This is a genomic window from Lewinella sp. LCG006 (assembly GCF_040784935.1).
Classification (GTDB): Bacteria; Bacteroidota; Bacteroidia; order Chitinophagales; family Saprospiraceae; genus Lewinella.
The window spans coordinates 4,608,553-4,628,365 of record NZ_CP160680.1; the positions used below are offsets into that span (position 1 = coordinate 4,608,553).

16 protein-coding genes are annotated in these 19,813 nt (G+C 46.8%); 9 read left to right on the forward strand and 7 right to left on the reverse strand.

The features are described from left to right. Window positions 1-162: 162 nt before the first annotated feature. Window positions 163-1,338 carry an exo-beta-N-acetylmuramidase NamZ domain-containing protein gene (locus tag AB0L18_RS16675; protein ID WP_367388440.1) on the forward strand — a complete coding sequence of 392 codons (1,176 nt, stop codon included), beginning with the start codon at window positions 163-165 and terminating at the stop codon, window positions 1,336-1,338. 420 nt (window positions 1,339-1,758) lie between these two features. After that, complete coding sequence (locus AB0L18_RS16680) at window positions 1,759-3,411, forward strand: aryl-sulfate sulfotransferase (protein WP_367388441.1); 1,653 nt, start codon at window positions 1,759-1,761, stop codon at window positions 3,409-3,411. A 73-nt stretch (window positions 3,412-3,484) separates the two neighbouring features. Here the strand turns inward: AB0L18_RS16680 and AB0L18_RS16685 are convergent, their stop codons facing one another. Beyond that, window positions 3,485-3,907, reverse strand: coding sequence for a hypothetical protein (locus tag AB0L18_RS16685; protein ID WP_367388442.1), 423 nt, complete (start codon window positions 3,905-3,907; stop codon window positions 3,485-3,487). A 161-nt stretch (window positions 3,908-4,068) separates the two neighbouring features. On the opposite strand from AB0L18_RS16685, the gene AB0L18_RS16690 reads away from it, so the two are divergent. The 3 genes from AB0L18_RS16690 to AB0L18_RS16700 all read left to right on the forward strand — a co-directional run bounded on the left by AB0L18_RS16690 (window position 4,069) and on the right by AB0L18_RS16700 (window position 9,693). Then, window positions 4,069-4,290 carry a heme-binding protein gene (locus AB0L18_RS16690; protein ID WP_367388443.1) on the forward strand — a complete coding sequence of 74 codons (222 nt, stop codon included), beginning with the start codon at window positions 4,069-4,071 and terminating at the stop codon, window positions 4,288-4,290. A gap of 462 nt (window positions 4,291-4,752) precedes the next feature. Then, entirely contained in the window at window positions 4,753-8,118 is a 3,366-nt protein-coding gene (locus AB0L18_RS16695; protein ID WP_367388444.1) for a T9SS type A sorting domain-containing protein, read from the forward strand. Window positions 8,119-8,181: 63 nt separating this feature from the next. Continuing rightward, entirely contained in the window at window positions 8,182-9,693 is a 1,512-nt protein-coding gene (locus AB0L18_RS16700; protein WP_367388445.1) for a T9SS type A sorting domain-containing protein, read from the forward strand. Window positions 9,694-9,731: 38 nt separating this feature from the next. On the opposite strand, the gene AB0L18_RS16705 is transcribed toward AB0L18_RS16700, so the two are convergent. The 4 genes from AB0L18_RS16705 to AB0L18_RS16720 all read right to left on the reverse strand — a co-directional run bounded on the left by AB0L18_RS16705 (window position 9,732) and on the right by AB0L18_RS16720 (window position 13,745). Further along, window positions 9,732-10,901: a PLP-dependent aspartate aminotransferase family protein gene (locus tag AB0L18_RS16705; RefSeq protein ID WP_367388446.1), complete on the reverse strand. Its 1,170-nt coding sequence runs from the start codon at window positions 10,899-10,901 to the stop codon at window positions 9,732-9,734. 95 nt (window positions 10,902-10,996) lie between these two features. Beyond that, window positions 10,997-12,274: a T9SS type A sorting domain-containing protein gene (locus AB0L18_RS16710; protein ID WP_367388447.1), complete on the reverse strand. Its 1,278-nt coding sequence runs from the start codon at window positions 12,272-12,274 to the stop codon at window positions 10,997-10,999. Window positions 12,275-12,520: 246 nt separating this feature from the next. Further along, a complete protein-coding gene (locus AB0L18_RS16715) occupies window positions 12,521-13,099 on the reverse strand; it encodes a phage tail protein (protein WP_367388448.1) in 579 nt (192 codons plus the stop codon). Between the two features lie 73 nt (window positions 13,100-13,172). Further along, entirely contained in the window at window positions 13,173-13,745 is a 573-nt protein-coding gene (locus tag AB0L18_RS16720) for a phage tail protein (RefSeq protein WP_367388449.1), read from the reverse strand. A gap of 282 nt (window positions 13,746-14,027) precedes the next feature. On the opposite strand from AB0L18_RS16720, the gene AB0L18_RS16725 reads away from it, so the two are divergent. From AB0L18_RS16725 to AB0L18_RS16735, 3 genes are read left to right on the forward strand one after another with little or no spacing between them, the layout of a single operon-like run. After that, the gene (locus AB0L18_RS16725) at window positions 14,028-15,440 is read left to right on the forward strand and encodes an ATP-binding protein (protein ID WP_367388450.1); all 1,413 of its coding nucleotides are present in this window, start codon (window positions 14,028-14,030) and stop codon (window positions 15,438-15,440) included. An 11-nt stretch (window positions 15,441-15,451) separates the two neighbouring features. Beyond that, window positions 15,452-17,122, forward strand: a complete 1,671-nt coding sequence (locus AB0L18_RS16730) for an FAD-dependent oxidoreductase (RefSeq protein ID WP_367388451.1) — start codon at window positions 15,452-15,454, stop codon at window positions 17,120-17,122. An 11-nt stretch (window positions 17,123-17,133) separates the two neighbouring features. Then, complete coding sequence (locus tag AB0L18_RS16735) at window positions 17,134-18,060, forward strand: bestrophin family protein (RefSeq protein WP_367388452.1); 927 nt, start codon at window positions 17,134-17,136, stop codon at window positions 18,058-18,060. Window positions 18,061-18,084: 24 nt separating this feature from the next. Here the strand turns inward: AB0L18_RS16735 and AB0L18_RS16740 are convergent, their stop codons facing one another. Together AB0L18_RS16740 and AB0L18_RS16745 are read right to left on the reverse strand one after the other, a co-directional pair. After that, the gene (locus AB0L18_RS16740) at window positions 18,085-18,585 is read right to left on the reverse strand and encodes a GNAT family N-acetyltransferase (RefSeq protein ID WP_367388453.1); all 501 of its coding nucleotides are present in this window, start codon (window positions 18,583-18,585) and stop codon (window positions 18,085-18,087) included. A gap of 156 nt (window positions 18,586-18,741) precedes the next feature. Continuing rightward, window positions 18,742-19,155 carry a BrxA/BrxB family bacilliredoxin gene (locus AB0L18_RS16745; RefSeq protein ID WP_367388454.1) on the reverse strand — a complete coding sequence of 138 codons (414 nt, stop codon included), beginning with the start codon at window positions 19,153-19,155 and terminating at the stop codon, window positions 18,742-18,744. A gap of 260 nt (window positions 19,156-19,415) precedes the next feature. Here AB0L18_RS16745 and AB0L18_RS16750 point away from each other — a divergent pair, with 260 nt between their 5' ends. Continuing rightward, window positions 19,416-19,808, forward strand: a complete 393-nt coding sequence (locus AB0L18_RS16750) for a hypothetical protein (RefSeq protein ID WP_367388455.1) — start codon at window positions 19,416-19,418, stop codon at window positions 19,806-19,808. Window positions 19,809-19,813: the final 5 nt, after the last annotated feature.

The window sequence follows — 19,813 nt, forward strand, 5'->3', positions numbered from 1 at the left end:
GTAATGTCACGAAGGCGAATGATAAAAGGCGATAAGGCATAGTAAGGTAAAGGATAGTTTATGTTGCAATGACGTTCACCAAGGTCTGATTATTGTATGACTTTTTGTTATCCAAATAGAAATATCCGGACAATGACCGCAGCTTTTTAGTAATATTGGCAAATGAAGGAACTTGTCTACAATGGTATTGACCATTTACTGAAAGCAGATTTGTCGCTCACTAAATCATCCCGTTGGGGTTTAGTCACCAATGATGCAGCACTCACTTTGGAAGGCGAGCCTACCAGAACCGCTTTGCTGAAGCAAGGATTCAACCTCCAATCCTTATTCTCGCCAGAGCATGGCCTGTCAGCTCAGGGTGTAGATGGCGCTGCGCAGGATCACCAGCAAGATCAGCTTACGGGCCTACTGGTTTATAGTCTTTACGGTCCAGGCTTCGGTCCTAAGCTGGACGAATTGGATGCGATTTGCTTTGATTTGCCCGACATTGGTGTGCGTTTTTATACCTATATCTGGACACTTTCTTATCTGATGGAGGCTTGCTACGCACAGGACAAAAAGCTGGTTGTACTGGATCGTATCAATCCCTTGAGTGGGCATTTGGCACTGGCTGAAGGGCCAATGCTCAATGAAGCGGCGGCGAGTTCTTTTATTGGCCGCTGGTCCATCCCCATTCGGCATAGTCTTACGGTGGGGGAACTGGCCCGCTACTGGCAAGCGAGCCGGGGCATGCAAGGCCTTGATTTGGAAGTGATTCCATGCCAGGGCTGGCAGCGCGATTTTTTCTACCCAGCTACAGGAATACCCTTTGTGGCACCATCTCCTGCGATCAACCATCCGGCAACATTGCTGACTTATCCGGCCCTGTGTTTTATGGAAGGCCTCAACTTGAACGAGGGACGTGGGACGCCGTTCCCCTTTCAGCAATTTGCAGCTCCCTGGTTGGAGGCTTATTCGCTGATAGCGCATTTACAGCAATTGTCCCTCCCCGGCATTGTTTTTGAACCGGTAGCGTACACGCCATTCGAGGGGCGTTACAAAGGAGAATCCTGCTATGGCGTCTTTCTGAAAGTGACTGACCCTCAAATGTATTGCCCTGTGGCAACTGGTCTGGCGATCATCGCTATCTTGTGGCAGTTTTATGCCCACCAAGTCAAGGAGCATCCTTACCCCACACACGCCAACCCATCAGGGGCAGGGCATTTGGCATTATTGTTAGGCAATCCAGCGCTAGTCCGACACTTGCAGCAACAACCCGATGACGTATTACGGAACCTGAGGCAATGGACCGAGACGGGGAATTGGAAGGAGGTGGTCACTCCGTATTTGTTGTATTAGCACTCATTGATCTTTATTGGCCATGCCATCGTAGGGTATGAAATCCTGCCCTAGGGAGTGTCTACCGTCATTTGGATGTTTGGATGGATCAGACCTGATCGTACGAACACGATCATACGATCGGGCAGGCATGATCGTACCAACACGATCATACGATTGGGCAGGCCTGATCGTACCAACACGATCATACGATTTGGGAATCCTGATCGTACGAACACGATCATACGATCGGGCAGACCTGATCGTACCAATACGATCATACGATCATCAAGGCACCCCGTAAGACTGAAAATACACTTTCAAGAATACTGGCTGACATTCGGCTGGTTCTTAACACCAATCACAGCAGAGAAAAACAAGAATACTTGTCAAGTCCCAATATCCTTCTTAGTTTTAGGCTTGTTAAAAGTGGATGATGTTATGAAAAAACTATACTTCTTTTTTTTGTTGTTCTTGAGCCTCGCACTAGGAGCACAAAACACCGTAGGCTTGTTATCTTACCAGCCTACCAAGACCTTTGCAGGGTATAATTTGATCTATCCTCATAATCAACCCAATGTTTACCTCATCGATAATTGTGGTGAGGTGGTACACGTCTGGGAGGACGAGCCCAACTGGCGCCCCGGCAATACCGCTTATTTACTCGACGATGGCCGTTTGGTGAAGACCAAGCGCCAGGCCTCCGTAGCTGGCAATCCTATCTGGGCTGGTGGTGGTGGTGCTATTGTGGAGATTCGCTCTTGGGACAATGAGCTACTGTGGAGCTTCGAGCGTAACGATGAAAACAATCGCCTCCATCACGACATTGCCATCACCCCTCAAGGAACCATCCTGATGATTGCCTGGGAGAAGAAAACCATGGAAGAAGCCATGGCCGCCGGGCGCAGTCCTTTCTTGTTGAGTAACGGCGAACTTTGGCCTGATTATGTGCTGGAAGTAGATCCTGTTACCGACGAAATTATCTGGGAATGGCACGTTTGGGATCATCTGGTGCAGGATATTGACCCCGATATGGGCAATTATGGTGTAGTGGGAGAACGCCCTGAACGCGTGAACGTCAACTGGGATACCAGTGATGGTGCTGCCGATTGGATGCACACCAATGCCATTGACTATGACCCCCTCAATGACCAGATTGTCTTGTCTGTTCCTACTTTCCATGAGTTCTGGATCATCGACCATTCTACTTCAACAGCCCAGGCTGCTAGCTCTAATGGTGGCTTGAGTGGCCGTGGCGGTGACCTGATGTACCGTTGGGGTAACCCCGCTGCCTACCAGCAAGGCACTGAAGCGGATCAACAGCTGTTTTATCAGCACGATGTGCATTGGGTAGACGACTTGTTGCCAGTTACTCATCCCTATTACGGGAAAATAGCCCTCTTCAACAACCAGGTAGGAGCAGATTTTTCTACGGCTAATGTACTGAGCCCAGTATATGATATGTATGACGGTAACTTCCCAATGACCGGCAACACCTGGGGCCCAAGTGAGTTTGATGTAGTACTCCAACATCCAATACCTACCCAGCTGTATTCTACTGGTCTTTCGAGCGTTCAGTTTTTGCCCAATGGCAATGCCCTGATTATAGACGGCCGCCATGGCTATGCCTTTGAGCTTTCGCCCGACAACGAAGTGGTTTGGGAATACCTGGTGCCCTTAGCAGGAGGCCAGCCCGCTACGCAGGGAGATATCTTGGAAGTCAACAACAACCTGACATTCCGAATGACACGCTACCCCTTGGATTATGCGGCTTTCACCGATCGTGACCTAAGTTCCCAAGGCTGGATAGAGCAATCACCGGATTCAACTTTCTGTGATTTTATCCTCCCCACCAATGAATTAATGGCGGATTACCAACTGGAAATCTACCCAAATCCTACCAACGACCAGTTGACCATCGAATGGGAGGGCGGTATGATGATTGAGCTACGCTTACTCGACTTGCTGGGCCGCACGGTCTACCAAAGCAAAGAAAGCGGTGGCCGCTGTTATCTGTCTGCGAAAGATTGGCATTCAGGGATGTACATTGTGCAGATCAATGGCGTCTCGGTGAGTAAAGTGGTGGTGAGGTAGGGCAGTAGAACAAAGAGCTTGTTAGACGATCGGGATTCATTACCTTTCTCTAACAAGCTCTTTTATCAGTAGCTTATTCGACGATGTACACGTTGTAAACCCAACGCATATCGTCAAAGTCAACGTAGAACTGGTACCTGCCTCCTTGAGAATTCAGCATTGCTAAACGGATTCGACAAGCAATACCATCTTCATTGACGCAGTAGAAAGACAAGAATTCATCTCCGTCCTGATCATAGCTGGAGCCTTCCGCTTTCATCACGTTGTAGATTTGGGTCTCTGCCGAGTAAATGACAATTTGTTCGTGATCAATGTCGATAACAATGGGCATTTGGGTGGGCTCGAAGTCTGTCCAATTGCTCCAGTTGTAATTGTCTACCATGTACTGATAGGCAAACCCAGTGGTCTGCATGCTGATGACCTGACTAAAGGAAAAAGTACTGAAGAGTGAAAAAGCCAGGAATAATAGCGTTGATTTTGCACTAGATGCAGTCATTTTGAAATAAGAGTTTTAGTGGTAAATAGAAATTGATGAGCCCTCATTAGCCCAATAATAACAAACGCTTCCTCTTGAAAAGGAAGCGTTGAGCGTACGTTCTTGGTAGTAATTTCCTACTTAAAAAATTTGCTCAAGACAAATGTACGAAACGGTTCATATTGTCAAACTATAAATATATAAAGTACGTAGTTTTTTTGTGTTCTATGACCATGTTGTTTATGGTGTCGCAAAAACACAATAAGGAAACACTCCCGCGCCCTAATCAATCTGATATCTCATTTCACGAAGAACCTGCTAAAACAGTAGCAGCTATCACTTTCGGTGCTTGGGCAAATGATGAAAAAAATGAAAAACACAAAAGCGAATTAAAAGCAGCTTAGATGCTGAGGGGATTGCTTACACCAACCGCTTTTACCTTTTAGGATACAATGCGCCCTACGAAGTTTTTAATCGCAAAATGAGCTTATTGTTGAGTTAGCGTAACCTTGGTAAAAGACTCGCCACCGTTAGGTTCAGTTATAAGATCGGTTTAGGTCATAAATATTTAATATTCAGTTGTTTATTTCGTAGTAAATCAGTATATTGGAATTGGTTTTTAAATTTCTCTCTAACAATGCTTTTCCACTTCTTTCTGGAAATAGCAAACAAATCTCTCTTATGCAACGCATTCTAATCTATTTTTTTACTTTCCTACCTTTTGTTTTTCTTAATGCCCAGGCAGAACCTTGGAACTGCGGTTTACAATCTGCCCCCCCCCCGCAGGAATAGTCCAAGGGGGATGTATTAACGACACCCCTTATGATGATATTCCAATTTACCGACCTTATAACCAAGCTATTCCAGTGCTAAAAGTAAAGGTCAATTTCATCTTTTGGGAACATGAAACACCCCTTGTAGAACCCGATGGTAGTAGCAGCTACGGCAATTTTGATCTTTCTGATCCCGATGAGGCTCAATTCATTGATAATATGATTGCTGATATGAATGCCAGGATAAGAGACATCAACATACCTAACAATAACAATTGTCTGGTAGCGACAGATTCGGATTTCGGGCAACATCTCCCGGATGCTCGCATCGAGTTCGATGTAGAGAAATATGTGATTCGGGATAGCTACTTGTGGAATATTCAAAACGCAACCGATGGGGCGTTTTATTGTCCCACTGCCTGGGCGGCAGAATATACGGATCGAGCCTTTCAGAAACTGGCACAAGCTGGTGTACGTGATGGTATTCACGTATTCTTTGGCCAGGAAGGTACTCCGTACCAGCGTTTATTGGTGGATGGAGATGTGAGTATTGTTAATGGTAATTTCAGTTCTTTCGCCAGCTCCACAGACTGCTCTGAATTTCCGGGAGAGCAGGGCAACCTGAATCAGCGCCAACGTGTTGCAATGACCAATGAGTATTTAGCATATCGCTTTAAACAACTTGCTGATTCAGACCCAAACGATGGAATGGTTTCTTTTTATGATTTTTATAATGCTTCCAGGGTTACTGTTCATGAGCTAGGCCACTCTCTTTCTTTAGGCCATGTACAAACTTGCGATGAGAACATTATGCACGACCTTGAAGACAATGGTGCAGGACCAAGAAATTTCCTGACACCTACCCAATTGGGAGAAATGCACCGTTCGCTCTATATAGAAAGTGCCCGGCAACACGTAGTTTGTGAAATAGGAGGCGTACAACCTCGCTATATTGTTGATGACCAGACGTGGGCATTTGATACCAAAATGTATTCAGATTTGGTCTTGGAACCAGGAGCTAGTCTCACCATTTGTGGTAATCTTTACATGCCTGATGGTGGGAGAATTATCGTGAAAAATGGTGCCCGCTTGATTATTGATGGCGGACTTGTTTCCCTAAACAGAGAAGAATACGAAAACTGTCCTGACGCGTTTTGGCAAGGAATATTTGTGATTGGTAACCCTGACAGAATTCATGCCAATGTAGATGTCTTCAACCTCCTGCCTGATGATCCAGGGGTGGTACTGCTAAGTAACCAGGCCACTCTGGAACGCGCTCGTGTAGCTATTACTGCTGCTAACGATTTTCGGAGGGCTGGAACTCCACCGCCACCGGGACAACCTTCTCCAGCGACTCCGGAGACGGCGCTTTATGGCGGAATTGTGCAGGCTGAAAATGCAATATTCAGAAACAACATTATAGGCGTAAGTATTGCAAATTATGGCTTTGACAACGCTTCCTTCTTCAGTGGATGCCAGTTCTTCTCCGATGACGAATCTGCCCGATTCGGGGTAATGGTGCACCGGAGCCGAAACATCGATTTCAACGACTGCACTTTTAGTCAGATCAATGGGACAGGAATCAGCGTAAACAACGGCCAGGTCAACGTACTACGAGGCAACACTTTTTCTGATTCCGACTACGGCATCTATGGAGTAGGTTTTGATCCATTGGGCGAAACCATTATTGTAGGTGCAGAGGACGAAGACCTTAATCGGAACGAGTTCAATACCAATGGGGTAGGCATCTATGCCGGAGGCGTTTATAACATTGAAATTTATTCTAATGATTTTCGCAATAACAACTTCGGCGTAAATATTAGTGGTGAAACGGGCTTTTTCATTAAAGGTAATGACTACGAAGATCATATTGTTGCTGAAAATTATGAGAACACGGGAGAAATTAATATCAACAAATCGGAATGCAATAATTACCAAGATGCCGGCTACGGCCTGCGCTTCCTGGGTGATAATCTCAGCGTAGCTTTTGATGGCAATAATTTCGAGCGAGTAGACCTCAGTCAGGGTAACTTTCCAAATATTGATGTCTATTTACGGGAAGGAACACAAAATGGCAATACGGTGCTGGGGCGCCTCAAGACCCAGGGATCTACCTCTAATGGTGCCGAAAATGATTTTAGCGGATTCGGCTTTATTCCCGACAACTCCCCTGACATCAGAACCAAAACCAGCTCATTTGCTGGACAATATCTTACGGAGCAGTTCTTTTATTATTCGCCTATCGTAGCTCACCAGGATTTTGTGCCAGCATGTAGCTTGAATAACCCTTGTACCGGAGAAGTAAATAATTTTTATCATTTCTTTATCACGGAACCAGTTATCGATACCCCTTGTGGCACCGATGGTTTCACCGGAGACGGCAACGAATGCACCAGTAAAGAATGCCTGAACAGTTATAATAACAATTTGGCAACGGTTGCAGCCAACTGGGATAACAACGCTCGAAGTGGAATACTGAACCTGATTAACAGCGGACAAACCTTCCAGAGTGCGCAGCATCTTAACGCGGCTAGTCCACTGGTATCGGAAGAGGTGCTTACTGCTTTGGTGCAATCCAATAATTTCACTACAGCAGCCAAAGCTCAGTTACTGGCCGCCAACGTTCCCTTGAGTTCTTCCTTACTCGCACTGGCCCAGTCTACACTGAGTAGCAGCCAATGGAATCAGCTACTATACAAGCAGCAGCAGGAGCCCCACAGTGCCAGAGTCATGCAAATATTGCAGTACCAACAAGCAGAGCAGCGTAAAAATCAAGCACTACTGGCTACTGCCAGCTATTTATATAGCCACGGGACAGTTAGTGATGCGGTGGATGTGCTGGTTCAGGATGGTACACGCCTGGCAAAGCGCGCTTTGATTAGCCTGTATCTCAAAGAAGGCAATCAGGTAGCAGTAGCCAATGTCTTGGCGGCTTATCCCACCGTGACAAGTTCTGACCAAGAATACCACTACGTGATAGATGCAGCTATATTAATGGTCAATGAGCAGGCTTTAACCACTGGTCTGGAAGCTGACCTTTTGGCTGTTGCGGAGGAGGAAGGCCCATTCTCTGGCTATGCACAATCTATCCTGCTTGAAAGTCACAACAAGCTGTTTAGCCCTGATTTGCCTATCCCTGCTTTGCAGGCCTTGCAAGCCGAACCGATCACCGAACAGCCCTCTGCTTCGATGATGACCACTAAAGCAACGGATTTGGAAACCCGCGAACACTTGCTGATTAGCCCCAACCCGGCGAGTAATTCCGTAACAATTGAGTTTCCTACATCACAGGCGTCTGTTCCTTTAGAGCTAATAGATCTGCAAGGGAGGATCATCTTCTCGACGCTGTTCACCGACAAACAACAGATCAACCTACAGGGACTCCCGGAAGGATTGGTGCTCGTTCGCTTGCATCTGCCTGATCGGGTCGTTTCCCAAAAGCTTCTTATTCAAAAATAATTGATTATCCCTAGCGTAGCCCTTTTGCAATGCAGCAAAAGGGCTACTACTAAATAGCTTACCATGCATAAGATAATGCTCTATTTCTTTTACCTTTTTTCGTATACCTTAATCGCTCAACCTACTTTTGATCATCATTATGATATTGTTGGAACTGCTGGAACTGATCGGGGGACTAGAATCACGGTTCACGATGAAACAATGTTTTTTCAATCGATTTCAGGAAATGGCCAATACCCGTATTATAGGCTGTTACAACTGGATTTTTATGGAAATAGCTTATGGCATTTGGATTTGATTGGAGATAGTAGTTACGGATTAAATATGGGGAGTGATATCTACCCATTAGACGATGGTAGCTACGCAACGCTTTATTATCGAACCTATCCCGAGGCTAACTGGGCTATTTATTGGCTCAACTTTGACCAGAACGGTATCATTGATGACTTTATCGTCTCCGATACTTCCTATACAGAATTGGTGCTTAGCTGGGAACCTGTCTCTGACGGATTTTTAGCCTGGATCGATAGACTTGGTGCCCCTATGGTCGCACGCAAGTATTCACAGCAGGGTGAAACCCTGGCCGAATGGGAGCACAGTGAGGTGGATTATTACTACCAGGCTGGCGGAAATATTGTTCCCCTTCCCGATGGCGGCTACCTCTATCTCAATGACTACAACATACCTGGTCAGCGCGAAACCCTCTGGGGACGGCGCGATGCACAGGGGCAGTTGCTGTGGCAACACCAGAATGAGTTATTGACTTATACTGGGCATTCCGGCGAAAAGATCATTTTTACTACTGATAGTCTGGTGGTCGTATCTGATTATCTCAATCGGAATCATCCCTTGTCTGATCACAATGGCGACTACGTACTGCATTGTCAAAATCTGGATGGGGATTGGCTTTGGGACTATCCCTTCAATTATAGAGGAGACCACGGCATCACCCGTATTATTCCAGCGGCTAACGGCGACATTATCGGTTCAGGCTACTGGGTGGTGGAGGATTGGCTGGGCGAAGAAGGTAATGTAAGCCGTGCTGCCTGGCTGTTTCGTATGAGCCCGCAGGGCGAGTTGCTCTGGAACCGTTACTACGTACCTGCCAATAATCCTGATATGGATTACCGCTTCTACGATGTGGCGGAATTACCCGACGGGCGCATTGCCGCCAGCGGCCACTATTTTGATACCTTTCCCAATGGATCGCTTGATGCCGATGCCTGGATCGTGGTCACTGATGCCGAGGGTTGCCTCTACCCCGAGGACTGTACCAGGGATGTGGTCGTCAGTACCGAAGATTTCGCCTTGCTTCCTACACCAGCGAAAAAGCAGCCGTATTTTCAAGTGCGTACCAACCCTGTAGCCAGCAGCACTCCGTGGGTCATCGATTGGCGAACAACTACGCTACCTCAGCAAGCTTATTTTCAACTGTTTGACCTTAATGGCCAACTCCATGGCACCTGGCCTGCCGAGCAAACACTTTCGCCAACAAATTTAGCCGCTGGACTTTATCATTTGGTACTCTCTGTGGAGGGGCAGGTGGTGCAGACGCAGCGGGTAGTGGTGCAGTAAAGAGATTTCTAAACTGGATGGTGAGCTGAATACCTGATCTACTCCAAAGCCTGTGCAAAATCCCCAATAATATCCTCCATATTTTCCAGCCCCACGCTGATGCGTAACAGTCCTGGTGTGATTCCCACAGCTAGCCTTTCCGCTTCTGTAAGTTTAGAGTGCGTGGTGGAGGTAGGGTGCGTGACAATAGTGCGGGTGTCACCTAAATTAGAAGAGCGGCTACATACTTCCAACTTATTGACGAGTGCCAAAGCGGCGTCCATCCCTCCGGCGAGGGTGCAAGTAACAATTCCGCCACCGAGCCGCATTTGTTTTTTGGCGAGCTCATGCTGGGGGTGAGAGGGTAGGAAGGGGTAGCTCACTGCTGCTACGCCGGGCTGCTGCTGTAACCATTCTGCCAGGGCGAGGGCTTGCCGACAGTGGGCGTCCATCCGAACCGTAAGTGTTTCCAGGCTTTTGGACATCAACCAGGCATTGAAAGGAGAAAGCGCTGGCCCTGTGTGGCGGCAGAAAAAGATGATCTCGTCCATCAGTGACTGGTTTCCCAAGATGACACCACCGAGCGAGCGTCCCTGCCCATCAATCCATTTTGTAGCGGAGTGCATCACAAGATGAGCACCAAAGTCTATGGGTCTTTGCAGGTAAGGCGTCGCAAAACAATTATCGACCATGAGGAGGAGCTGATGCTTCTCCGCAAACTTGCCAGCAGCTTCCAGGTCTACCAAGGCCAGCCCAGGATTGGAAGGCGTCTCAAGTAGAAGAATGCGGGTGTTTTCCTGTACGGCCGCATCCCAGCTCTGGGGCTGGTCGGGCTCGACATAGGAGTGGCTTACGCCCCAGCGTGGCATCAAGCTGGTCAGAATTTGGTGCGTAGAACCAAAAACGGCCCGCGTAGCGAGGATATGGTCGCCGGAACGTACCAAGGCCATCAGGGCACTAAAAACGGCCGACATGCCTGATGCCGTAGCAAAACCAGCTGCTGCACCTTCCAGTAAACACATCTTGTGGATGAATTCGTCGACACTGGGGTTGTTATAGCGAGAATAGATGATACCTTCTTCTTCGCCAGCGAAGGTGTCGCGCATCTGCTCGGCACTAGGGAAGGTGAAGCTGGAAGTAAGGAACAAAGGGGTACTGTGCTCCCGGTAGTGGGTAGCATCCATTTGGCCGCGGATGGCCTTGGTAGAAAATCCTTTTTCTTTAGACATGTAGCTCGCTTTTTGTGGCGGGCCAAAGATAAGCATTCGAAGGTAGAGGGCGGAGGTGCAACTTGTTTTAACTGCTTTTCTGGTTCCTTCTCCGCTTATATTTTTACTAATCGCTGGGTGGCCAGTGATCGTCCATGCTGCTGAATTTGCAAGTAGTAGGTACCAGCAGCCAGTGTTGATAAATTCAAAGAATGGTTTTGAAGGTTAGTGATTATTTCTTGATGGACGACTTGCCCGTGGACGTTTTTTACCCACAGGGAAGCGGGGGAATCTATCCCATCATTATCATCCATAGCTGATAAGCTGAGGGTCACTTGCGTGGTAAAAGGATTGGGACTCAGGATGACGGAGGAGGTATTTTTATCGAATCGAACGGAAGCGATCTGACTGTATTCAAATGCCCCATCGTAGTCTATCTGCCGGAGGCGGTAATAGTTGATGCCACTTGCAGGTTTTTCGTGGAGGAAAGAATAATTTGAAAAATCATTGGTCGTGCCACTACCTTCCATTCGTCCCAGTATAGAGAAGTCGCGGCCATCGGTACTGTGTTCTATTTGGAAGTAATCGTTGTTTTCTTCTTTGGCGGTTTGCCATTGGAGTAGGACGCTCTCACGTTCGATTTGAGCGGTGAAGGAAGTGAATTCAACGGGGAGTATTGTCAAGTCAACCCCCAAAGTAAAAGGACTAAGAGACAGACTTATTGCACTACCGGATGTCATCCAATTAGAGGTATTTAATAAATCCTCTCTGGTTACGGGAGTATCATCTCTCAAAGCAGCGGTAAATTCTCCATTATCTGCTTCCATACTGTAAACGATAGCATTGGGATGGTTACCAATAGGGTTGTCACCATTGTTATTACCATCAAATACACCACTAGCGAATTTGATGGAGGCATATATTTCTGTAATGGTGTTAAAAGCATCATTGGCATCGCTGGCATCAAAGGCATGAAGCACATCTGAAGCAGCAAGCGAATAAGTATTAGATAAAGGGGTAGTGGCAGTTCCTGCACTTGCTCCTCCCTGGGTAGTAGCAGTGAAGACATTGGTGCCAGTTTCTGTAATTAAAACTACAGTGCCCTCCGTCAATCCTCCAGCTACAACAGAGTAAATAATATAAGGTTCTCCTGGGTTGGAACTATCACAAACATTATCGCTATCAAACTCATCACAAGCAGATCGATATTCCTCATCTGTGAAAAAAATGGTTGTCCCCGCTGCCAAATCTTCTCCTAATACAAAAGTAAAACCATCCTCCGAACTGGAACCAGAACGTGTAGCACCAACAAAGGCTACCTTAGGTACTTGCGCCATCCCCACGCCAAAAAACAACAAGCATAAAAACACGAAAAAACACTTTACATTTTTCATTTGAATAGGATATTAGGTGAAAAAGTTATAGGCATAACTCTTCCTGCTCGCTAGCAAGGCTGCAAGGAAGGGCCAAAACGTATTAAGTTCTTGCGCTGGCTAGCAGAACAAAAACTTTCGTTGAAATTTACTTTAGGGGAGGAGGGGGGAAGCATTGCGACCAGCAACACTCGGAGGGTATATGAAACCGGGAGGCATATATCCTCCCGGTTAAACACTTATTGATGAAAACAGCTAAGTACTGTTTTAATTTCTGGAAGGAAATACGCCATACAGGGCAATAATGTAATTGACAGCCAGGTAGGGCATCTGGTTTTCGTGAGATTGACTACCTCCAGTGTTTTGCAACTGTAGGTTGACGCCCAGGGTATTAACCACTCCACCTAGCAATTCGGCAGGGTCAGCAGGCTGGTTGTTGTAGATGTTAGCGGCTGCTTCACCTAAAACATTACCAGAACCTTCCCCAGAATTACTCGTTTCCGTGTTGGTCGCAACGCCGAAAGTGCCAGTTATTGCCGCAGTAGGTGTGTGTGTATGGTTGGGCATTTCCGCTTGTGTAAGGGTGTGCGTCGGTTGACCACCCTTTTGGCCTTCTCGGTAGGTAGGTAGACCTGGCCCAGTACCCGAAGAAATAGGAAGCCTGCCTCTAAGATCAGGAAGGGCAAAAGTGGTACGTCCGTCACCACCATAGATGGTGCCTAAAATGGAAAAAAGGGCAGTGTTCTGTGCGATGGGTAATAGTTGTCCTTCACAGAGTGCCCAGCTACGAGGAGCAAAATTACCGGCAAACATGCGGATTTCTCCTATAAAGCCTTCTTGTGCCATGATGTATAGCTTTTAGTGACAAAATATACACTCCTTGAGGAGGTGTAATTTTGGCTTGGTTAAGAGAAATGATTTAGCTTCTTGACGGGAAGATGCCTTGCAGGGCAATAATATAGTAGACGGCAAGATAGGGTTGCATATTGTTGTGATCTAGGTTACCACCCGTAGCACCAATTTGTACATTGACCCCCAAATTGTTTTGTACACCTCCCAATAATTCAGCAGGGTCAGCAGGCTGGTTGTTGTAGATGTTAGCTGCTGCTTCACCAAGTACATTGCCAGAGCCTTCTCCCGAGTTACTCGTTTCGGTGTTGGTAGCAATACCAATACTGCCCGACAGTGCAGCTACAGCACCATGGGTGTGAGATGGAATTTCGTTTGTATTCAGGGTTACGGTCGGCGTACCACCTCTTTGTCCGAGGCGATAATTGGGAAGACCAGGACCTGTACCAGGGCCGATAGGTGCACGGCCACGCAGGTCAGGTAAGGCAAACGTCGTCCGTCCGTCACCACCGTAAGTAGTGCCCAGGATAGAGAATAAAGCTTGGTTTTGAGAAATAGCAAGTAGCTGGCCTTCACAAAAAGCCCAAAAACGGGGTGCGAAATTACCCGCAAACAAGCGGATTTCACCAATCATCGGTTGCATATGAATATAGTTTATAGGTTAAAGAAAATATCTTACTGGGGTGAAGTGCAATGACTTCACCATAGGTGTTACTAAGCTTGATTTTAAGGGAGATAAAAAGCGTACTACGCTTTATTACGCCAATATAGTAATTATCTTGATAAAAGAACAACAGTTGCCGGGAAGTTATTTTTAACGCCAATAATATCACCTGCTTAGGAGGAGGCTTAAACTGTCTGGCTAATTCTCTTGTTTCTTACTCGTAGCTAACGCATATTCCTTAACGTCCACGCCTACTATTCAATGAAAACGCTAGAAAAAACACCTGATTTAGCCCAGCAACTTACGCAAATAGAAACGCTGAATGGCCTTCCAACTTCCGACCTCCAATGGCTGGTAGAAAAAAGTGAGTACGTGAGTTTCGATGAAGGGGAGGAGATGTTTACTCCTGGAATGGAGGCGGAGTACATGTTTTTGATCCTCACCGGAGCTTACAAAATCCAGATGCCTCAAGGAGGTGAGTTTAGGGATTTGGGTATTGAAGATGCTCCTACCATCTCGGGTTTACTACCTTTTTCCAGGATGAAAGAAATAAAAGCTCACGGCACGGTGGTGGCTCATCTGACGGGGCTGCGTTTGCACAAAGACCATTTTGTGGAGATGGTGAATTTTAGCTATGCCCTGGTGCAACGGCTGGTGGGTGCAATGTCCAACCGAATCCGAGATTTCACCCAGAATCGATTACAGTCGGAGAAGCTGATGAGCCTGGGAAAGTTGTCGGCAGGCTTGGCCCATGAGTTGAATAACCCTGCGTCGGCTATTGTTCGAAGTGTAGAAGAGCTGTATGCTCGTTTACATAATTCCCCGGAAGACTTTAAGGAGGTCATCACGATGAAGATTACCTCGGAAGAAACCGATCAGATCAATGAAATTATTTTTCCCAAAATTAACCAGTTGGGAGACTTTGAAGACCTTTCGCTCATGGAGCAAGAAAGCCGGAAGGATGACTTGATCGATTGGCTGGAAGATCACCACGTACAGCAAGCGGAAGACCTGGCGGATACCTTTGTGGAATTTTCTGTTACGGAAGAAGATTTGGAGCAAATTGCGGATATATTAGATACTCAGGCACTTGGCCCGGTATTGCGTTGGGCACAACGCGTATTTAGTACCGAGAAAATCGTTGCGGAAATAAAAGAAGCTGCTAATCGTATCGCCGAATTGGTGAGTTCCGTGAAATCTTACACCCACATGGACCAGTCTTCCAGCATGGAAGCCCGCAATATTCACGAGGGACTCAAGAGCACGCTGATGATGCTCAAGCATAAGCTGAAACAAAAACAAATAACGCTGGAAAAAGAGCTGAACCTGGATCTTCCACCCGTAGAGATATTTCCTGGCGAAATTAACCAGGTCTGGACGAATATCATTGATAACGCCCTTGATGCAATGCCTGCCAAAGGCCGTTTGCACTTGAAAACTTATCAACGGTACAATAACGTGATTGTCGAAATTACCGACAACGGCCACGGTATTCCTGAAGAAGTAATTAACCATATTTTCGACCCGTTTTTTACCACCAAAGGCGTAGGAGAAGGCACTGGATTAGGGCTGGAAGTTTCGCACCGGATCATTGAAAAACACCGGGGAACGATCGATGTTAGTTCGCAACCTGGCAAGACAACCTTTTCAGTCTGTTTGCCTATTAAACATTAAGATGACAATTTATGGCAGATAATAAACAACCCATTATCATTTCTGTAGATGATGACCCCCAGGTTTTGCGCTCGATAAAGCGTGATCTAAGGAATCGTTACCGGCAGGATTACCGCATCATCAGCACCGATTCGGCTAAACAAGCACTGGAAGCGCTTGATGAGTTGAAAAGCAAAGAAGAGGAGGTAGCCCTTTTCTTATCGGATCAGAGGATGCCCGAAATGTTAGGGGTAGATTTTTTGGAGAAAGCGAAAGCGATTTATCCAAAAGCTAAGCGGGTGCTACTGACCGCCTATTCGGATACGAATGCCGCCATCAAGGCCATCAATGATGTGCAACTGGATTATTATCTGGTTAAACCCTGGAACCCTCCAGAAGAGCGCTTGTACCCAGTATTGGATGATTTACTGGAAGACTGGCAAAGTGATTACACACCAGCCTTTAGAGGAATCAAAGTGGTAGGCTATCAGTATGCGCCACAGTCGCACGCTATCAAGGATTTTCTATCTGGGCAACTATTACCCTACCGCTGGTTGGATGTAGATGTTGATATCAAGGCGTCGGAAATTTTACTGACCCATCAGTTGAGTGGAAAAGACCTGCCAGTAGTTGTACTGGAAGAAGGGCAGGTACTTACCAATCCTACCGTTGAAGCCTTGGCCCAAGCACTGGGGATGCAAGTGGTAGCTGATTCGGAGTTGTATGATGTGGCGATTATCGGAGCAGGACCTGCCGGGCTGGCCGCTGCCGTTTATGGTGGTTCTGAAGGTTTAAAGACACTACTTATTGAGCGTCGTGCGCCCGGTGGACAGGCGGGTACGAGCTCGCGAATCGAGAATTATCTCGGCTTTCCCAGTGGACTAAGTGGCGCCGACCTTGCACGACGTGCCATTACCCAGGCTACCCGGTTTGGGGTAGAGTTTCTTTCCCCACAGACGGTCAAAGACATTAGGATTGAAGGTAATTACAAGCACTTGGAGATGGGCGATGGCAAAACCATCATTGCCAAAAGTGTTGTGTTAGCTACCGGCGTAGAATATCGCCACTTGTCTGCCGAAGGCGTTGAGCGCTTTAGCGGGGCAGGTGTATATTACGGAGCTGCCATGACGGAAGCCGCCAGTTGTCGAAATAAGGAGGTCTACATCGTTGGAGGTGGTAACTCTGCTGGACAGGGGGCGGTCTATCTATCGAAGTATGCGAAAAAGGTGAATATCCTTATCCGCCGACCAGATTTGTCTTCCTCGATGTCTCATTACCTTATTGAACAAATCAATCAGATTGAGAACATTGAGGTGATTGGGCATACGGAAGTGGTCAAAGCTTGTGGTGGTGAACACTTGGAGTCGCTGTTTTTGCGTAATCGCCAAGACGAGCGTACCCAGGAAGTACATGCTGATGCGCTGTTTGTTTTTATAGGAGCTAAACCGGCCACCGATTGGCTGCCTGACAACCTACTTTCTGACAACAAGAAATTTTTACTGACAGGAAGGGATTTGCGAACCAGATCTGACTACAATAGCTTTTGGAAGTTGGAGCGCGAACCTTTGTTGCTAGAAACCTGCCAGGCGGGTATTTTTGCGGCGGGTGACGTAAGGTCGGGGGCCATGAACCGAGTAGCTTCGGCGGTAGGTGAAGGAGCTATGGCCATCAAGTTTGTCCACGAATACCTGGCAGAAATTTAAACTAAAAACGAATGATCTTATACAAAACGAATCAAAACTGGTTGGGAGATGTCAGCCACCTCTTTAAAAGCTGGACCATGACCCGCATTGTACGCGCAGTGGTCGTAATGGGGGTTTACGCTTTGGTCGTGTGTGTGGTGATTGAAAAAATGGGGTGGATGGAGTACGTTCAGCTCAACACCAGCATCTTCTCCTTGCTGGGGGTGATTTTGAGCATTTTCCTGGTTTTTCGTACCAATTCAGCTTATGATCGTTGGTGGGAAGCACGTAAGCAGTGGGGTGCTTTGGTGAACAACACCCGCAATTTTGCGATCTACGTAGACAGCATGTATCCCGAAAAAGATGAGGATACACGCCATTGGATGGCAAGCCATATCAGCAATTTTTGCCTGGCTTTGGTGGAGCATCTGAGGGAAGGAACTCAATTGGATAAACTGATTTATTTGTCCAAAGAAGAACTTGAGGAATACGAAAAGAAAAACCATGTGCCCAACTATATTGCTCAGCAAATTTTTAAAAGAATAGCTGCTGACCATCGTAACGGAGTGATCAATGAAGGCGATTACATCAATATCAAACCCCAGCACCAATCCTTGCTGGATATTTTGGGCGCTTGTGAGCGTATTAAGAAAACGCCCATACCTTTTTCTTACGCTGTTTATTTGAAAATTTTCATCAGTGCTTACGCACTCTTGTTGCCTTTTGCGTTGGTGACTAGCTTTCACATGGCAGCAGTACCATTGGCGATGTTCTTGTTTTTTGCGCTATTGGGCGTGGAGCTGCTAGGGGAGGAAATTGAAGACCCTTTTGGTTTGGATTGCAATGACTTGCCTACGGGTGACATCGCCCATACCATCAAGAGAAATGTCTTTGAGATCTTAGAAAATCGTACGCCGGCAAGCTCGCACGAGCGGGAACTGTATGAGAAAGTTTTTTAGTGAGGCATGGATGTGCGGCGCTTTTCAGGAATTCTCAAAGAGCAAGAGCTCCTCTGGATCGTCAGGAATGTTGATGGTGCCGATATTGCGGAGGCCGATCTTCTCCAATAATCGAATGGAAGGCGCATTGCTGGGCAAGGTGAAGGCCATTATGCGGGTGAGTCCCAGGTCCTCTTTCGCAAACTTCATGACGCCCTCGGCAGCTTCCAGGGCGTAACCCCGGCCGAAGTATTGAGGGAGGAACGCAAAGCCAATATCCGGATGATCCAGAAAGTCGCGTTGGGCCAATCCGCAAGTGCCAATGATGGTTTGATCTTCTGAGCGTACGACTGCATAAAAGCCAAAGCCGTTTATTTCGTAGCTGGGGATATTTCGCTCTTCGAGGTACTTCCTGGCATCGACCAGGTCGTGCACCTTGCGATCACCAATGTAGGTGAGCCAGTCGGGCGAATTGAGGAGCTCCAACATAAATGGTGCATCATCGGGCGTGAGCTCGCGCAGGCTAAGTCGGGCTGTTTGAATCATAGATTAGGTGAGTGCTTTTGTGGAGCCATCAAGGGACCTCAGGATATTTACGTAGAATCATACTGGTTTCAGTATCAGTAATAGTATGCAAAAAAATTCCGAAGGCAATACAATTGGTGTACTACCTTCGGAATTAAGCTAACAAGCTCTAAAATTCTAGCAGTAGCGATCAAAAGCCATCTTGAGATTCTGGGCGATGATCTCAGCAGAACGGCCTTCGATGTGGTGTCTTTCGAGAAAATGTACCAATTGGCCATCCTTGAACAAAGCGATTGCTGGTGAAGAAGGAGGGTAAGGCAGTAAATATTCACGTGCTTTGGCCGTAGCAGCGTTGTCTACACCGGCGAACACGGTAACCATATTGTCGGGAGCCTTGTCGTTTTGTGCAGCCATTTTCGCACCTGGCCGAGCGTTGGCAGCTGCACAACCACATACGGAGTTGACAACGAGTAAGGTGGTACCGGAACTTTTGCCGAGGGCATTATCAACATCTTCCGCTGTTGCCAGGCTCTTGAAACCGAAATTGGTCAAGTCTTGCGCCATCGGGATGGTTAATTCTACTGGATACATATTTGTTAAAGATTTTGTAGTTACAAATGTAAAATAGTCTGTGGTTAAGGGCAAAAAAAAGCTCAAAAACCGCAACATATTTTGTGATTAAGCAGTATCAGTGCATTAATAACAATACTAAGACAGAGAAAGTAATCCAGCGGATAAAAATATTGCTGTCTTTACCTTTTCTTTGCGTCCACTTGAAAACGAAATTGACAAATGAGCTGCTGATACTACAATTGGTAGCTTCATTTAGTTGAGTAAACAGGAATACATTTATGAAAATCTCTGAAAATACAGCGTTTTACCTGCTGTCTTGGTGCGCTGTACTTTTATTAGGGAGTTGTACCTCTGATCAACTACCTGAACCAATAATGGCCAACTGTGGGGTGGACACTCCCACCTACGCGGTGGAAGTAAAGCCGATTATTGATGAGAGTTGTGCTTATAGTGGCTGCCACCTGGATAGTTCACCGGGGCGGTTTGATAGCTACAATGGCTTGTTGCCTTACTTACAAGACAACACCTTCCGGCAGCGCGTACTGATCCAACGGGGAGATCCTACGACGGGAATGCCTCCCAATTTTGCACCAAACGGTCGGCCTATTGACCTTACATCCGATCAATTAACGATGATAGAATGCTGGCTGAATGCTGGTTTCCCTGAATAGACTTA

Coding starts and splice junctions, on each gene's coding strand:
- AB0L18_RS16680 (WP_367388441.1), top strand. CDS start 1,759: ATGAAAAAACTATACTTCTTTTTTTTGTTGTTCTTGAGCCTCGCACTA.
- AB0L18_RS16735 (WP_367388452.1), top strand. CDS start 17,134: ATGATCTTATACAAAACGAATCAAAACTGGTTGGGAGATGTCAGCCAC.
- AB0L18_RS16745 (WP_367388454.1), bottom strand. CDS start 19,155: ATGTATCCAGTAGAATTAACCATCCCGATGGCGCAAGACTTGACCAAT.
- AB0L18_RS16725 (WP_367388450.1), top strand. CDS start 14,028: ATGAAAACGCTAGAAAAAACACCTGATTTAGCCCAGCAACTTACGCAA.
- AB0L18_RS16685 (WP_367388442.1), bottom strand. CDS start 3,907: ATGACTGCATCTAGTGCAAAATCAACGCTATTATTCCTGGCTTTTTCA.
- AB0L18_RS16675 (WP_367388440.1), top strand. CDS start 163: ATGAAGGAACTTGTCTACAATGGTATTGACCATTTACTGAAAGCAGAT.
- AB0L18_RS16750 (WP_367388455.1), top strand. CDS start 19,416: ATGAAAATCTCTGAAAATACAGCGTTTTACCTGCTGTCTTGGTGCGCT.
- AB0L18_RS16705 (WP_367388446.1), bottom strand. CDS start 10,901: ATGTCTAAAGAAAAAGGATTTTCTACCAAGGCCATCCGCGGCCAAATG.
- AB0L18_RS16720 (WP_367388449.1), bottom strand. CDS start 13,745: ATGCAACCGATGATTGGTGAAATCCGCTTGTTTGCGGGTAATTTCGCA.
- AB0L18_RS16710 (WP_367388447.1), bottom strand. CDS start 12,274: ATGAAAAATGTAAAGTGTTTTTTCGTGTTTTTATGCTTGTTGTTTTTT.
- AB0L18_RS16740 (WP_367388453.1), bottom strand. CDS start 18,585: ATGATTCAAACAGCCCGACTTAGCCTGCGCGAGCTCACGCCCGATGAT.
- AB0L18_RS16730 (WP_367388451.1), top strand. CDS start 15,452: ATGGCAGATAATAAACAACCCATTATCATTTCTGTAGATGATGACCCC.
- AB0L18_RS16700 (WP_367388445.1), top strand. CDS start 8,182: ATGCATAAGATAATGCTCTATTTCTTTTACCTTTTTTCGTATACCTTA.
- AB0L18_RS16715 (WP_367388448.1), bottom strand. CDS start 13,099: ATGGCACAAGAAGGCTTTATAGGAGAAATCCGCATGTTTGCCGGTAAT.